The organism is Acinetobacter indicus, assembly GCF_009914475.1.
Lineage (GTDB): Bacteria > Pseudomonadota > Gammaproteobacteria > Pseudomonadales > Moraxellaceae > Acinetobacter > Acinetobacter indicus.
Map to the genome: position 1 here is coordinate 1,442,012 of NZ_CP045198.1, position 18,181 is coordinate 1,460,192.

Sequence of the window (18,181 nt, forward strand, 5' to 3'; positions counted from 1 at the left end):
CAGTGCAGGCACTCAGGCCTTGGCATGTTGTCTGTTTAATTCCATTTCAGCTGGAAGCTGTCATCATCTTCCTCGACATTGCCGCCCAGAGTAATCATGTTGAGCTGCAATTCCTGGATGTCCCAATCCTGACCCAGTTTTTCTGACACGGTTTCAGCCCGTACAATCAGACCGGTTTCGCTTTCAATGCGGATCATGGCCGGCAAATACTGGATGCTGGCATCCGGGTTGTCTTGTTCAATCGCTTCGACGATATAGCGTGAGGTGTCGTTATCTTGCAGGGCTAAATAAACTTTTGAGCTCATGAGGCATCTCCTTATGCGGCTGAGGCGTGTTGAATCTGTAAACCGGCTTTCTTGCAGCGTTCCTGAATCAGGTTCATGGCAGATTCCACCGATGTACTACCCAGCGCGAGCGTAGCCCAGCTGGAAAAGGCCTGTTCCACTTGGGGCAGCAGTTCTTCAATCCAGCCCTGAATCAGCTGCTGGTTATGCTCCGATTCTGCGACTGCAGTTTTAAACACACTGTCAGACCATTTACGTAAATCGTTCAGGCAGTCCTGCATAAACTCGGTCAGCATGGCAATATCGCGTGCGCCCTGCTCGACCAGCCACTGATCCAGCTCGCCATACACCAGCTGCTGCAACATGCTGTCGATCATCAGGTTTTGTAATAAAAACAGTTTGAACCAGTCCTGCTCGGTCAGGCTGACTTCACATAAACGGCGCAGCGGCTGCCAGGCGGCATCTTCCATCCAGGCAGTTTTGGCGTGCTGCAAAGCCTCACCACGATTGCCATCGAGCAGCAAACCAATTCGTGACAGATACTGCGCCATGCCCAAACGGTCCATTGCGGCAAAAATACAGGCCTGGGTGATGACCGTGCCATAGCCATAGGCACTGCCCGACATCATGTGCAGATTGGCAGTCTGTTCGACATAACGAAATGGCAACAGGCACTGCATCAGTTTTTGCTGAACTGCCTCGGACAGGTTCGCCACCAGTTCGCGCTTTTCAAAAAAGGCATAATTGCTTTCGGCAATATCCTGCAAACGCGCGCGATGCTGCACATAGGCGCCATAATAAAACTGGCGCGGATCTTTAAAGGCATACCAGTCCTGCATCAGCAGTGCGGTATGGGTTGGATCATTTAAGGTTTTTTCCGGTTTCCATAGCGGACGATAATGGAAATTGGCCGCCGCCTGCACATCAAAGCTGACTTCCTGATAACGTGTGGCCGGTTTGTTGCCAAAACGGCGTTCAATATAGGCATAGGTCTGGCGGATGGGTTCAACGCTGGACGTTTTAATTTCTAAAGTCATCATTATCTCCTTATCGACTTAAGACTGATCTTCTTGATCTGACAGATACTGTGTCGGGCGCACCATGCTCGGTTCTACGCCATAACGCCATTTATCTTCCTGGGCATCATTCCAGGCCTGTTGTGCGGCGCTCATTTCCACCACCTGATGCATGGCACAAAATTCCTGGAAAGCCTGCTGGGGCAGAACCAGCTCGACAAATAGCGTCGGGTCCTGAATGGCAAAATCAAATTCGACAAATTTGGCCTGTGGATCACCGGTAATCCGGATGTATTTGGTCAATGCCGTTGGGCGTACGGTGTGCGTCATCATGACCTTCCTTTTTCATTGCCACCAAAATCATTTCAGTGTGGCAAGCACGGAGCTTGCAGCTTTATTTACTTAAAGCATTTCAAAAGGCGTGCCAACTTTTGTAAATTATTGATATTTATATTTTTATTTAAACTATCTTAAAAATACAGAGATGAGATGGACGAGAATTTTCATGTTTTGCTGAAAGATGTTTTGCTGAATTTCAGCATTTGATGAAATTAAACTCGCACTGAAGTTTTAGACATTTGTATATCGCTAAAATTTCAACCTATTGATTTATAATCACTATATTTAAAAGGTATAAGATTATGCACTTTAAATCCTCACCTCCGTGGTCGGAATTGGTTAAGATCAACCCATGCTTGTGACTTGCCAAAATGGATGATTGGCTATGCCCCATACCCAGGACCTTAAACACTACAAACAGCTGCTGGAACACAATCAGGACATTCAGGATCTGCTCGACAAAATCCAGTTTGATACCGAACACGGTCAGATCTGGTTTGAAGAAAACCGGATGCTGCTGATTCATAGCGGCATCATGGGCTATTTGCGCAAAGACCTGTATCAGATGCTGGGCTATGAACGCACCAAACACTTTTTTATCCGCTGCGGCTATCAGGCCGGGATGCGCGATGCCGAAGTCACCTCACGACTGCGCCCGAACTTAAATGAAGTGGAAGCCTTTATGGCCGGCCCGCAGATGCACGGTATTCGCGGCATGGTCCAGGTTACAGTCAATGACCTGCGTTTAAGTCATGACCAGCATCAGTTTTATGCCGATTTTAACTGGCTTAACTCTTTTGAAGCCGAAGTGCATTTATCTGAATTTGGCGCAGCCGATGAACCGGCCTGCTGGATGCTGCTCGGTTATGCCTGCGGCTATAGCAGCTATGTGATGGGTCAAACCATTATTTATCAGGAAACCCATTGCGTGGCCAAAGGCGATGACTGCTGCCGGATTATCGGCAAACCGCTGGCCGACTGGGAAAATGCCAATGAACTGATCCGCTTTATGTCACCCGATCCGGTGTCGGACAAGATTATTGCCTTGCAGGCAGAGCTGAACCAGCTGAAACAGACCATCTACACCGATGCTGAAGCCGACTACACCATGTTTAATGCTATCGGTGAATCGGCGGCCTATCGCAAGGTCTGCGACCTCCTGAAAAAGGCCGCAGGCAGTAAAGTCGCAGTCCTGCTACAGGGCGAAACCGGGGTCGGTAAAGAAGCCTTTGCCCGCGGGATTCATCAGGCCAGCCAGCGCCGCCAGCAACCGTTTGTCGCAGTCAACTGTGCCTGTATTCCTCCCGACCTGATTGAAGCCGAACTGTTCGGGGTGGAAAAAGGTGCCTATACCGGCGCCAACCAGTCACGTGCAGGCAAGTTTGAACGCGCAGATGGCGGCACCATTTTTCTGGATGAAGTGATTGAACTGTCACCGCGTGCGCAGGCCGCTCTGTTACGCATGTTACAGGAAGGCGAATTTGAACGGGTTGGTGATTATCAGACCCGCAAAGTAGATGTGCGTATTGTCGCCGCCACCAACGAAGATCTGGAACAGGCAGTCAAAGCCGGACGTTTCCGTGCCGATTTATTTTATCGGCTGAATATTTTTCCGGTACAGATTCCGCCACTGCGCGAGCGTCGTGAAGATATTCCGCTACTGGTCAATCATTTCCTGAAACGCTTTGAAAACCTGTATGGCAAAACCCTGCCTGGCCTGAGTGACAAAGCCAAAAATTATGTGATGAGTTATGAATGGCCTGGCAATATCCGTGAGCTAGAAAACCTGCTAGAGCGTGCCACCCTACTCACCGATGATCAGCAGGAAATTAAACTAAGCTGCCTGTTTCCGCAGTTAAAGCAGCAGGCTGAAAATTCAACCTCCTCCAATTCAATTGAAACCCTGTTGACTGAGGATTTTTCTTTGGAACGGCATGAGCAGGAAATTATTCTAACCGCCATGCAGCGTAGCCAGCAGAATATTTCTGAAGCGGCACGTTTACTGGGGATTAGTCGGGCAACACTGGATTACCGGTTAAAGAAATATCAGATGGTTTAAAATTTCAGTAAATATTAGGACCAGCTGAAGATTGAGTGTCCTGTTTAATAGTTTTCCATTTATCCATATATACAAAAAACCCAGGAAGTAAACGCATACTTCCTGGGTTTGGTCAGATTTTTAAAACTTAATACAAAATTTGTCCATTTTGCAGTAATTGCTCAAGATCAGTAGCGACACCCGTTAAAGTTACTAGTGATGTAGCAGAGAATGCCTCTCCACTTCCATCACGATCGACCTTCACTAACGTATTGATTGTACTACCATCAGCAACCTGTTCTAACTGAATGAACTGTGCCATATAACTGAAATAAGCAGTTGCGTCATTTTCTAAAAGCGACTGAGCGTGCGCCTCATCAAATGAATCTGCAATCAATTCTGAAAGATCAAGCATATCTGCATCTGTGTCAAAAGCCACATTAGCGACTTTAAAGCCATTCCAGGTATCTTGACCATGTCCACCTGTTGCATCATTCGCCTGTAAATCGTAGATCACTACATCTTGAGCGCCGCTTGTAGATACAAATGTATCTGCACCCGCACCGCCATTTAAGATGTTAAGTCCAGAACCACCATGAATCGTGTCATCACCTGCACCACCATAAATCAGGTCATTGCCAGCACCGCCATGAATGACATCATTGCCTATGCCACCGTAAATCACATCATTATATGCACTGCCTGTGATTGTATCATCGCCATTGTAACCATAGATTAATACTGACCCACTTGCTGCTGACTGATCCAGATTTGTGTCGCTTTCATCGGTTCCTTCAACCAAATTCACGTCACCATTTAAACGATAGCTGGTTGTCGCCAAATCTAAGTCGAGTAACTTGCCCATCGTTTCTGTTGTGGTCAAATCATGGCTGTCTGTTGCACGGATTTGCATGGTATTAATAACGTCTAAGCTGAGTAGATCGCCATTTACAATTCCAAGATCACCCTCTTGAACCCCAATTTTAACAGTGGCTAAAAGCTGGTTAATCGCACTATTGCTAATATTTAGTTCTGTACTCGCACTAGTGATACGTAAGGTCGTTGTTGGCGCAATAAGCCCTAAAACACCTTCATTTTCGATGACTTCAACTTTTAGACCCAGCTCTTGTGCAAGTCTTGCTGACCAGCCAAATGTTGGTTTCGTTACATTGACCGCTACAATTTGTTGGAACTCAAGTTCTACTTTGCGTAAATCATTATTGATGTCATACACAAAAATATCTTGCTCACCTAAGTTAATCACACTTAATACATCTAGACCAACCAAACCAAGTAAAGAGGTATTTTTACCAAATACCCATGGCGCTTGGTTGTCTGGGTTATAGCCAAACGGCACTAACTCAGTTGTATCAAATGTGATTGCTGTAGTGTCGCTATCACCATCTGTATCGGTCACACTTAGATCAATGTTAGTTGAATTACTACCAATCACTTGATCAACCAATGCCACATCCAACTTGCCTTGTGCAATCAGATTTTGAATCACCTCATAATCTGAGTGTAAGTCGGCAGTAGTTTGTGAAGGAGTCGATTTAAATAAATTAACACCCTCAAGCACGATTACTTGATCCACTAAGTGAGTATGTGATGCTTCCTGATAACCACCGACAAACTCTCCTTCAGTACTAATCTGAATAATAGTTTGATCATTAACTTCGTCATAACTGAAATGTAAATAATTGGTCAGGTTACCTGGCATAAATCCTAAACGACCACCACCATTGAGCAGACCTTTCAGGTCCAGAATGTCACCGCCCAATACTGCTGAGTCTGCATTGAAGTCTTTAATGATGTCTGTCGCAATACCAATGGTCATGACCTGATCACCTTTTTCCCAACGGAAAGTATCCGACCCTTCACCACCATATAAAATATCGTGACCACGACCACCAATGATATAGTCGTCGCCTTCGTTACCCATTATGAGGTCATTACCGTTCCCACCATATAAGTGGTCACCTTCATTTCCACCATAGATTTTATCGGCACCGTCTAAGCCATAAATAGACCACGCTTCTAATGCACCATCTTTAGTTAAGGTTGAACCACGTCCAGCACTATCAACCAAAATGGTAGAAACCGTTTCACCAGATAACAAATCATTGAGTAAGCCAACATTTGCTAATTCCACTGAGTCTTTCGTAGCACGCTCAGTTCCATCCTGAGCATAAGCTGTAATAGAGGTCCAAGGAATAAGACCAACCGTTACCAACTCCGAAAGTCCACCATCAATAGCCACTGTACTCAGTAACTGATTAACTTTATAAGTATCTAAAGCGCTGCCATCTTTCGCTTCAATCAGCAATGTTGCTTCACCTATACCTAAATCTGCTGATGTAACAGTCACGTTAAAACCAAATTCATTGGCTAAAATCGTGTTGTAGATAAATTGCTTTGGATCACCTAATAACGAGCCTAATAAACCGCCTACATCAAGAACATTACCCAAAGCAATTTCAACAGCATAAATACCATCACCTTGTACAGCAAACAGTTGGCTATTTTCAAACTCAAGTAAGCCAGCAACGTCTGCATTTACAGCGCCTAACAAGGTATTTGAACCACCTAAGCTCACGGCAACCGGTACAGAGGTTGAATAATCGCCTGGTAATGGTGCAAAAATACTGTACTGGTATGCGCCTGTATCTAGATCAAACTTAATTAACTCGCCGCGCTCTGTAGTAATTAAAATCTGACCCGCACCCTCTACTGCAGGAATATGGTTATATGCCAAGACTTTGTCTGCAGTGCCCGTTGCTGTTTGAGTAATACTCTGATTCTCATAATCAATTTTGAAGATTGTGCCATCTACATTAATTTCAGCAGTTGTAATACCATCTGCACTGGTTTTAACAAGGGCGTTACCTTCAACAACATACGTTTTGCTTAACGCTTCAGTACGATCTGCAGCAAGAACTGGCACATCATCTGTCACATTCACCGTAATGTATTGTGACTCTGTCACATCACCACGTGCGTTAGCAAAGTTCACACGTACATCAAAGGCTAACTGTGTATCTGTTGCTGTGCTTGGTTCACCATGTTCAATTGCTTGGCTCATGGTTACCGTATATTTACCTTCAGCATTTAATGAAATACGGATCGCCTCTATACCATTCACACTCCCCACAAGCTCTTGAGTATTTTGACCCGTCCAGCTAATCGGTGTGCCATTAACATATAATTCAGTCACAGGCGCTTCTAAATATGCAGTACTCGTACCGCTTGGAAAGCTAATAATTGCACCTGATGCAGAAATGGTTTCGGTATTCAATAAACCAGCTTCTGAGAGTTCAATCACTGTATTTAGAACATCTGTATCTGCAAGTTTATAGATCACCGTTGCGCTATCAGGTGTAGATTTGTTTCCAGCTTTGTCGGTAACAGTGGCACTAATATCTAGTACCTGAAGATCTGTTAATGCCAGTGAAGATAATTGTGCTGGTGTTAAAGTTAAGTTCCAAATAGGTAATGCTGTTTCAGGATCAAGCGCTACAATCGTTGTAAATGTTTGACCTTCCACAGTAACAGTTACTGTTTCACCTACTTCTGCACCTTCTGCTGTACCTGTAATTGTCAGACCTTGATCTGCTTCGATATCGGTTAAGACATTATCACCTGCGATTGGCTGATCAATCGTGATAATTGGGGCAATAGTATCGACAGTAATCGTATGTTGACTATCTGTACGAGTATTCCCTGCTAAATCGGTATTCTTGATGCTAACGTTATGACTGCCATCTGCAAGTGTCTGATTTGCTTCAGTGGTCCAGTTACCATCTGCATCAGCTATAGCAGAGGCAACTACTTCTCCCTCAATTAAAATCTCAATAGCTGAATTTGCTTCAGCTGTACCCGACCAGGTTGGGGTTGAGTCATTGGTCATATACGATGTGCCATCGGGAGTTAGCGCACCATCATCATCTGAAATAGTGTATGTGAGTGGATCTAGTTTAGTGTCAATAGTGACAGTACGTGTAGACACACCTGCTTCTATTGTTCCTAACCCATCGGTTTTATTCACATAGGTTCGAATAGTATAAGTACCATCAACAAAACCACTTAAATCAGCATTAGAAGTCCAATAATTATCTGCACCTATAGATTGACCTAAAGTGAAAATTGAACTCCAACTACTGCCACTTAAGCTTAAAAGGGTGGTGCCACTTGAATTCTTAATTTCACCATAAACATATCTAACTGTGCCATCAGAATCAATAGCACCACCATCAATCTTGATAGATGTTCTATCATCTGAACCATTAATTATATCATCTCCAGAGATAATATTAATTGAGGTTGCATGAGTAGCTATTGTGTAATTCGCTGTTGAAGTTGCCTGATTAGACAAATTACCAGCAAGATCTTCGGTTTTAGCTGTAATTATTACAGTTTCACTCCCCACGCTAGACACTGCTGCTGGTACCTGATAAACCCACTGACCAGTACTGTCAACTGTGACAGGAACTGCAGCCCCACCCCCCACTTGTAATTGGATGATCGAGTTTGGCTCTGCTGTGCCAGTAACTACATAACCTGCAGCTTTTTCACCTTCATCAATACCATTGCCTGCAGCAACACTCGTGATGGTTACTTGAGGTGGAGTGGTATCGACTACAATGGAGTTTACTAATGAAGTAGTAGAACTTTCATTTCCGCTTGCATCAGTTTGTTTAACCTTAATAGTTCCAGCCGGATATGTACCTTCCGCTAAAGTAAATGTATTATCAGTTCCAGGCAACCATGTTGTTCCACCATCAGTGCTGTAACTCCAGTTTGCACCACTTTCAAGATTACCAACACTCACCGTACCGTTACTGGTTACGCCATCTGTAGGTGACGCACCTGTATCACTCAACAGACTTACTGTCGGAGCATCTGGAACTTGCGTATCGCCCGTAATGTTCGTATTTTCGTATACACCACCCACAAGTTGTTGCAGCTGACCTGCTTCACCCAGTTTACCTGTCGTTACACTCACATAACTGTCTGCAGCAACAGTAATATTTGCCGTTAAGGCATCAGTTACAATTGGTGTAAAAATCGCAGTATAAATAAGTGGATTATTTAAATCCTGAGTCAAATTCGACAGTGTACCTGCGCCATTTGTACTGGCATCAGACAACTCAAAACCATTCACCAACTCTGAGAAAGTAAAGGTAATTAAAGTGGTTTGACCTGCGACAATCGAATATTCATCTGAAGTAATGAGCACAGTCGGAGCATCAGCAAAATTAATTAAATCTGTTGCTGTAGCAACACCAGCAGAGTTACCTGCCAAATCCGTAAATGTGTTAGCAGGTAAAGTTACAGTAATATCACCATAATAAGCGTCAGTTGGTGTGAACTGAATTTGACCACCTACAACGTCAAAATTACCTTCAACCGAAGCTCCCAATTTTGCCGCAATATCATTTAACGTTGCTTGTGTATTATTTAAATACAATGGCTCTGTAGGTGTAACGGTTACAATGCCATTTTCTAAGATAGTAATGGCTACACTTGGAGCTTGTGTATCTAAAGTCACATTATCCACAAGTTCAGCAGTATTACCTGCTAGATCGGTTGCCGTACCAGTCACAGCAATTTCACCATCAGCCAAAGTATTTAACTGATCGGTCGTTAAATCAATCGACCATTGACCTGTAATAGAGTCAGCAGTTGCTGTGAAAGGCTCTGTAATACCTTCAACTATAATGCTCAGTGTTGAGCCAGGTTGTGCTGTACCCACAAGTTTGACAGTCTCTGTAGACTCAAGCTCATTGATGACCATGTCATTAAGCAAAATTTCGCTTAAAGGAAGTGTATCTAAAGGCTGAACCCTGTCTAAAGTAACGGTACCTGCTGTAGTGTCCACCAAGATACTATCTTGAAGACGTTCTGTTTGACCCGCAGCATTAATGCCTGTTACAACAAGAATATTTTCACCTTCACGTGCATTGACTGATACTGTGATTTTCGTGGCATCTATATCTGTTTGATTCAAGACATAGTTATAACCATTGACTGAAATCAAGTCACCTACAGCAGCATCAATTCCCAGATTAACATCAAGCTGAATTTGACCATCATTGCCTAATTCAAATGCATTAATGACATCATCAGCATTCAAGTCATCTACTACAACCACGGATTCAATTAGATCGACTAAGGCTGTATTTTCTGAAATAAATACAAGTGATGGATCACTATCATTACCTGCACTGTCTTCAGCATAAATGATAGCTGCACTTACACCTTCTTTTACTAGAGGATTAAATGGTCCATTTATGTCCGCAAAACTCCAAGTACCATCTGGACCAACAGTTGTTTCATATGCCTGACCATCTGCAATCACAATAACTTTCGCGTTTGGTTCTGCTGTACCACTTAACTGCGTTTCATCATTTAGCAAAATGACTGGTAAATCTGGTGCTGTCGTATCAGCGGCTCCCACTAACGTAAAGCTATCAGAAATTTCACCTAGTGCATTTGTTACATAAATTGAACCGATTTCCCCTGCTAAAGGATTTGGGGAAATTGTGAATGTGCCATCTGCTGCTGTAACAGGAATTTCTGTAACAATATTTCCCGACCCATCAAGAATAACTACTGTTTCACCTGCTTTTGCTGTACCAGCCAAAGTTTCTTCAGAATTTTCTGCGATTACAGGTTTGGAAAGGACGTAGGCGTCCTGTCCATCAGCACCTGTCGCAGGCACACCAGTGTCCGTTGTACCAATGAACCAGTTGCCATTCACACCGATCGTTGGAGTTAAACCGTCCGCACCTGTTGCCGCAATGCCGGTATCAGTCGTGCCGATAAACCAGTTACCGTTGGTACCGATATATGGTGTCTGACCGTCTGCACCCGCAGCACCTGTCGCAGGCACACCAGTGTCCGTTGTACCAATGAACCAGTTGCCATTCACACCGATCGTTGGAGTTAAACCGTCCGCACCTGTTGCCGCAATGCCGGTATCAGTCGTGCCGATAAACCAGTTACCGTTGGTACCGATATATGGTGTCTGACCGTCTGCACCCGCAGCACCTGTCGCAGGCACACCAGTGTCCGTTGTACCAATGAACCAGTTGCCATTCACACCGATCGTTGGAGTTAAACCGTCCGCGCCTGTTGCCGCAATGCCGGTATCAGTCGTGCCGATAAACCAGTTACCGTTGGTACCGATATATGGTGTCTGACCGTCTGCACCCGCAGCACCTGTCGCAGGCACACCAGTGTCCGTTGTACCAATGAACCAGTTGCCATTCACACCGATCGTTGGAGTTAAACCGTCCGCACCTGTTGCCGCAATGCCGGTATCAGTCGTGCCGATAAACCAGTTACCGTTGGTACCGATATATGGTGTCTGACCGTCTGCACCCGCAGCACCTGTCGCAGGCACACCAGTGTCCGTTGTACCAATGAACCAGTTGCCATTCACACCGATCGTTGGAGTTAAACCGTCCGCACCTGTTGCCGCAATGCCGGTATCAGTCGTGCCGATAAACCAGTTACCGTTGGTACCGATATATGGTGTCTGACCGTCTGCACCCGCAGCACCTGTCGCAGGCACACCAGTGTCCGTTGTACCAATGAACCAGTTGCCATTCACACCGATCGTTGGAGTTAAACCGTCCGCGCCTGTTGCCGCAATGCCGGTATCAGTCGTGCCGATAAACCAGTTACCGTTGGTACCGATATATGGTGTCTGACCGTCTGCACCCGCAGCACCTGTCGCAGGCACACCAGTGTCCGTTGTACCAATGAACCAGTTGCCATTCACACCGATCGTTGGAGTTAAACCGTCCGCACCTGTTGCCGCAATGCCGGTATCAGTCGTGCCGATAAACCAGTTACCGTTGGTACCGATATATGGTGTCTGACCGTCTGCACCCGCAGCGCCTGTCGCAGGCACACCAGTGTCCGTTGTACCAATGAACCAGTTGCCATTCACACCGATCGTTGGAGTTAAACCGTCCGCGCCTGTTGCCGCAATGCCGGTATCAGTCGTGCCGATAAACCAGTTACCGTTGGTACCGATATATGGTGTCTGACCGTCTGCACCCGCAGCACCTGTCGCAGGCACACCAGTGTCCGTTGTACCAATGAACCAGTTGCCATTCACACCGATCGTTGGAGTTAAACCGTCCGCACCTGTTGCCGCAATGCCGGTATCAGTCGTGCCGATAAACCAGTTACCGTTGGTACCGATATATGGTGTCTGACCGTCTGCACCCGCAGCACCTGTCGCAGGCACACCAGTGTCCGTTGTACCAATGAACCAGTTGCCATTCACACCGATCGTTGGAGTTAAACCGTCCGCACCTGTTGCCGCAATGCCGGTATCAGTCGTGCCGATAAACCAGTTACCGTTGGTACCGATATATGGTGTCTGACCGTCTGCACCCGCAGCACCTGTCGCAGGCACACCAGTGTCCGTTGTACCAATGAACCAGTTGCCATTCACACCGATCGTTGGAGTTAAACCGTCCGCGCCTGTTGCCGCAATGCCGGTATCAGTCGTGCCGATAAACCAGTTACCGTTGGTACCGATATATGGTGTCTGACCGTCTGCACCCGCAGCACCTGTCGCAGGCACACCAGTGTCCGTTGTACCAATGAACCAGTTGCCATTCACACCGATCGTTGGAGTTAAACCGTCCGCACCTGTTGCCGCAATGCCGGTATCAGTCGTGCCGATAAACCAGTTACCGTTGGTACCGATATATGGTGTCTGACCGTCTGCACCCGCAGCACCTGTCGCAGGCACACCAGTGTCCGTTGTACCAATGAACCAGTTGCCATTCACACCGATCGTTGGAGTTAAACCGTCCGCGCCTGTTGCCGCAATGCCGGTATCAGTCGTGCCGATAAACCAGTTACCGTTGGTACCGATATATGGTGTCTGACCGTCTGCACCCGCAGCACCTGTCGCAGGCACACCAGTGTCCGTTGTACCAATGAACCAGTTGCCATTCACACCGATCGTTGGAGTTAAACCGTCCGCACCTGTTGCCGCAATGCCGGTATCAGTCGTGCCGATAAACCAGTTACCGTTGGTACCGATATATGGTGTCTGACCGTCTGCACCCGCAGCACCTGTCGCAGGCACACCAGTGTCCGTTGTACCAATGAACCAGTTGCCATTCACACCGATCGTTGGAGTTAAACCGTCCGCACCTGTTGCCGCAATGCCGGTATCAGTCGTGCCGATAAACCAGTTACCGTTGGTACCGATATATGGTGTCTGACCGTCTGCACCCGCAGCACCTGTCGCAGGCACACCAGTGTCCGTTGTACCAATGAACCAGTTGCCATTCACACCGATCGTTGGAGTTAAACCGTCCGCACCTGTTGCCGCAATGCCGGTATCAGTCGTGCCGATAAACCAGTTACCGTTGGTACCGATATATGGTGTCTGACCGTCTGCACCCGCAGCACCTGTCGCAGGCACACCAGTGTCCGTTGTACCAATGAACCAGTTGCCATTCACACCGATCGTTGGAGTTAAACCGTCCGCACCTGTTGCCGCAATGCCGGTATCAGTCGTGCCGATAAACCAGTTACCGTTGGTACCGATATATGGTGTCTGACCGTCTGCACCCGCAGCACCTGTCGCAGGCACACCAGTGTCCGTTGTACCAATGAACCAGTTGCCATTCACACCGATCGTTGGAGTTAAACCGTCCGCGCCTGTTGCCGCAATGCCGGTATCAGTCGTGCCGATAAACCAGTTACCGTTGGTACCGATATATGGTGTCTGACCGTCTGCACCCGCAGCACCTGTCGCAGGCACACCAGTGTCCGTTGTACCAATGAACCAGTTGCCATTCACACCGATCGTTGGAGTTAAACCGTCCGCACCTGTTGCCGCAATGCCGGTATCAGTCGTGCCGATAAACCAGTTACCGTTGGTACCGATATATGGTGTCTGACCGTCTGCACCCGCAGCACCTGTCGCAGGCACACCAGTGTCCGTTGTACCAATGAACCAGTTGCCATTCACACCGATCGTTGGAGTTAAACCGTCCGCGCCTGTTGCCGCAATGCCGGTATCAGTCGTGCCGATAAACCAGTTACCGTTGGTACCGATATATGGTGTCTGACCGTCTGCACCCGCAGCACCTGTCGCAGGCACACCAGTGTCCGTTGTACCAATGAACCAGTTGCCATTCACACCGATCGTTGGAGTTAAACCGTCCGCACCTGTTGCCGCAATGCCGGTATCAGTCGTGCCGATAAACCAGTTACCGTTGGTACCGATATATGGTGTCTGACCGTCTGCACCCGCAGCACCTGTCGCAGGCACACCAGTGTCCGTTGTACCAATGAACCAGTTGCCATTCACACCGATCGTTGGAGTTAAACCGTCCGCGCCTGTTGCCGCAATGCCGGTATCAGTCGTGCCGATAAACCAGTTACCGTTGGTACCGATATATGGTGTCTGACCGTCTGCACCCGCAGCACCTGTCGCAGGCACACCAGTGTCCGTTGTACCAATGAACCAGTTGCCATTCACACCGATCGTTGGAGTTAAACCGTCCGCACCTGTTGCCGCAATGCCGGTATCAGTCGTGCCGATAAACCAGTTACCGTTGGTACCGATATATGGTGTCTGACCGTCTGCACCCGCAGCACCTGTCGCAGGCACACCAGTGTCCGTTGTACCAATGAACCAGTTGCCATTCACACCGATCGTTGGAGTTAAACCGTCCGCGCCTGTTGCCGCAATGCCGGTATCAGTCGTGCCGATAAACCAGTTACCGTTGGTACCGATATATGGTGTCTGACCGTCTGCACCCGCAGCACCTGTCGCAGGCACACCAGTGTCCGTTGTACCAATGAACCAGTTGCCATTCACACCGATCGTTGGAGTTAAACCGTCCGCACCTGTTGCCGCAATGCCGGTATCAGTCGTGCCGATAAACCAGTTACCGTTGGTACCGATATATGGTGTCTGACCGTCTGCACCCGCAGCACCTGTCGCAGGCACACCAGTGTCCGTTGTACCAATGAACCAGTTGCCATTCACACCGATCGTTGGAGTTAAACCGTCCGCGCCTGTTGCCGCAATGCCGGTATCAGTCGTGCCGATAAACCAGTTACCGTTGGTACCGATATATGGTGTCTGACCGTCTGCACCCGCAGCACCTGTCGCAGGCACACCAGTGTCCGTTGTACCAATGAACCAGTTGCCATTCACACCGATCGTTGGAGTTAAACCGTCCGCACCTGTTGCCGCAATGCCGGTATCAGTCGTGCCGATAAACCAGTTACCGTTGGTACCGATATATGGTGTCTGACCGTCTGCACCCGCAGCACCTGTCGCAGGCACACCAGTGTCCGTTGTACCAATGAACCAGTTGCCATTCACACCGATCGTTGGAGTTAAACCGTCCGCGCCTGTTGCCGCAATGCCGGTATCAGTCGTGCCGATAAACCAGTTACCGTTGGTACCGATATATGGTGTCTGACCGTCTGCACCCGCAGCACCTGTCGCAGGCACACCAGTGTCCGTTGTACCAATGAACCAGTTGCCATTCACACCGATCGTTGGAGTTAAACCGTCCGCACCTGTTGCCGCAATGCCGGTATCAGTCGTGCCGATAAACCAGTTACCGTTGGTACCGATATATGGTGTCTGACCGTCTGCACCCGCAGCACCTGTCGCAGGCACACCAGTGTCCGTTGTACCAATGAACCAGTTGCCATTCACACCGATCGTTGGAGTTAAACCGTCCGCGCCTGTTGCCGCAATGCCGGTATCAGTCGTGCCGATAAACCAGTTACCGTTGGTACCGATATATGGTGTCTGACCGTCTGCACCCGCAGCACCTGTCGCAGGCACACCAGTGTCCGTTGTACCAATGAACCAGTTGCCATTCACACCGATCGTTGGAGTTAAACCGTCCGCACCTGTTGCCGCAATGCCGGTATCAGTCGTGCCGATAAACCAGTTACCGTTGGTACCGATATATGGTGTCTGACCGTCTGCACCCGCAGCACCTGTCGCAGGCACACCAGTGTCCGTTGTACCAATGAACCAGTTGCCATTCACACCGATCGTTGGAGTTAAACCGTCCGCACCTGTTGCCGCAATGCCGGTATCAGTCGTGCCGATAAACCAGTTACCGTTGGTACCGATATATGGTGTCTGACCGTCTGCACCCGCAGCACCTGTCGCAGGCACACCAGTGTCCGTTGTACCAATGAACCAGTTGCCATTCACACCGATCGTTGGAGTTAAACCGTCCGCGCCTGTTGCCGCAATGCCGGTATCAGTCGTGCCGATAAACCAGTTACCGTTGGTACCGATATATGGTGTCTGACCGTCTGCACCCGCAGCACCTGTCGCAGGCACACCAGTGTCCGTTGTACCAATGAACCAGTTGCCATTCACACCGATCGTTGGAGTTAAACCGTCCGCACCTGTTGCCGCAATGCCGGTATCAGTCGTGCCGATAAACCAGTTACCGTTGGTACCGATATATGGTGTCTGACCGTCTGCACCCGCAGCACCTGTCGCAGGCACACCAGTGTCCGTTGTACCAATGAACCAGTTGCCATTCACACCGATCGTTGGAGTTAAACCGTCCGCACCTGTTGCCGCAATGCCGGTATCAGTCGTGCCGATAAACCAGTTACCGTTGGTACCGATATATGGTGTCTGACCGTCTGCACCCGCAGCACCTGTCGCAGGCACACCAGTGTCCGTTGTACCAATGAACCAGTTGCCATTCACACCGATCGTTGGAGTTAAACCGTCCGCACCTGTTGCCGCAATGCCGGTATCAGTCGTGCCGATAAACCAGTTACCGTTGGTACCGATATATGGTGTCTGACCGTCTGCACCCGCAGCACCTGTCGCAGGCACACCAGTGTCCGTTGTACCAATGAACCAGTTGCCATTCACACCGATCGTTGGAGTTAAACCGTCCGCACCTGTTGCCGCAATGCCGGTATCAGTCGTGCCGATAAACCAGTTACCGTTGGTACCGATATATGGTGTCTGACCGTCTGCACCCGCAGCACCTGTCGCAGGCACACCAGTGTCCGTTGTACCAATGAACCAGTTGCCATTCACACCGATCGTTGGAGTTAAACCGTCCGCACCTGTTGCCGCAATGCCGGTATCAGTCGTGCCGATAAACCAGTTACCGTTGGTACCGATATATGGTGTCTGACCGTCTGCACCCGCAGCACCTGTATCTCCTTTTAGTGAAGCCAGCCAGTCAGTCAGCGACAGTGGGGTTTCACCCGCTGCTGTAGCAGTCTCTACATACAGATCATAGGCCGATTTGCCATCCGCACCATTCAGGCCGTCTACACCATCTACACCCGCAAGGCTTGCCAACCAGTTTTCCAGAGATAGTGGGGTTTCTCCAGCTGCAGTCGCTGTCTCTACATACAGGTCATAAGCCGATTTGCCGTCAATACCATCGGTACCAACCAGAGAGTCTAACCAGCTGGCCAGGTCAAGCGGTGTGCCGCCAACGGCAACCGTAGCATCTACATACAGTTCGTATGCTGATTTACCATCTGCACCGTCCGTACCTGCTGCACCCGTATCTCCTTTCAGGGAAGCCAGCCAGTCAGTCAGCGACAGTGGGGTTTCACCCGCTGCTGTAGCAGTCTCTACATACAGATCATAGGCCGATTTGCCATCCGCACCATTCAGGCCGTCTACACCATCTACACCCGCAAGGCTTGCCAACCAGTTTTCCAGCGATAGTGGGGTTTCTCCAGCTGCAGTCGCTGTCTCTACATACAGGTCATAAGCCGATTTGCCGTCAATACCATCGGTACCAACCAGAGAGTCTAACCAGCTGGCCAGGTCAAGCGGTGTGCCGCCAACGGCAACCGTAGCATCTACATACAGTTCGTATGCTGATTTACCATCTGCACCGTCCTGACCAGCAGGGCCAGTTGCTCCTTTTTCTCCCTTAGAAGAAGAGTCGTTACTTGCAACTGCTGCCAACCCCGCCAAAGGAATTAATGCCAATAACCAGTATGGATTAAAGGTATAGGTTGCTGCCGCTAAAGGCTCACCACCTAAGGCCTGACCTGCTGCAATTTCATCTGCGAGCAAACTGACCGCATGTTCCTGTAAACCACTTTCTGGTACATAGGCGTAATAACTACCATTTTCATGCAAACCAATTAATAAATTGGTGCTTGTTCCATCTTGATTGTAATAATCTTCAATGATCAGATCCGTCTCAAATGGATGCTTTCTATCATCTTCAAAAGCCACATGCAGGTCATTGCCGACACGTTTTGTTTTGATATTTTCTGGCGCAAACTGGGTAGCAGCATCAATAAATTCATAGTTTACATTTTTCTTTGCCTGAATAATCACAGGCTGATCAGGTCCTTTTGTTGCCTGAAATGTTGAAATCACTTTGTTGGCATTGTGCAACTTAACAGTAATATTTTGATTTTGCATAATCATCATCCCAATCTTGTTACAACAAGAAGCATCAATATGTTTTTAAAAATTT

The 18,181-nt window shown here is 48.1% G+C and carries 5 protein-coding genes; 1 reads left to right on the forward strand and 4 read right to left on the reverse strand.

Annotated elements, in window-relative coordinates; all coding sequences use genetic code 11:
* Positions 1-35: 35 nt before the first annotated feature.
* The 3 genes from GA693_RS07340 to GA693_RS07350 are packed head-to-tail and all read right to left on the reverse strand — an operon-like array spanning position 36 to position 1,630.
* Positions 36-305 carry an MmoB/DmpM family protein gene (locus tag GA693_RS07340; protein WP_075168171.1) on the reverse strand — a complete coding sequence of 90 codons (270 nt, stop codon included), beginning with the start codon at positions 303-305 and terminating at the stop codon, positions 36-38.
* A gap of 11 nt (positions 306-316) precedes the next feature.
* Positions 317-1,321, reverse strand: a complete 1,005-nt coding sequence (locus tag GA693_RS07345; RefSeq protein WP_160241155.1) for an aromatic/alkene monooxygenase hydroxylase subunit beta — start codon at positions 1,319-1,321, stop codon at positions 317-319.
* Positions 1,322-1,339: 18 nt separating this feature from the next.
* Positions 1,340-1,630 carry a phenol hydroxylase subunit gene (locus tag GA693_RS07350; RefSeq protein WP_075168169.1) on the reverse strand — a complete coding sequence of 97 codons (291 nt, stop codon included), beginning with the start codon at positions 1,628-1,630 and terminating at the stop codon, positions 1,340-1,342.
* A 394-nt stretch (positions 1,631-2,024) separates the two neighbouring features.
* Between GA693_RS07350 and mobR the strand changes: the two genes are divergently transcribed.
* Positions 2,025-3,698 (forward strand): phenol degradation transcriptional regulator MobR, encoded by a 1,674-nt coding sequence (mobR, locus tag GA693_RS07355; RefSeq protein ID WP_160241154.1) that lies wholly within the window; start codon positions 2,025-2,027, stop codon positions 3,696-3,698.
* Positions 3,699-3,825: 127 nt separating this feature from the next.
* Here the strand turns inward: mobR and GA693_RS07360 are convergent, their stop codons facing one another.
* Complete coding sequence (locus GA693_RS07360; protein WP_160246260.1) at positions 3,826-18,126, reverse strand: Ig-like domain-containing protein; 14,301 nt, start codon at positions 18,124-18,126, stop codon at positions 3,826-3,828.
* Positions 18,127-18,181: the final 55 nt, after the last annotated feature.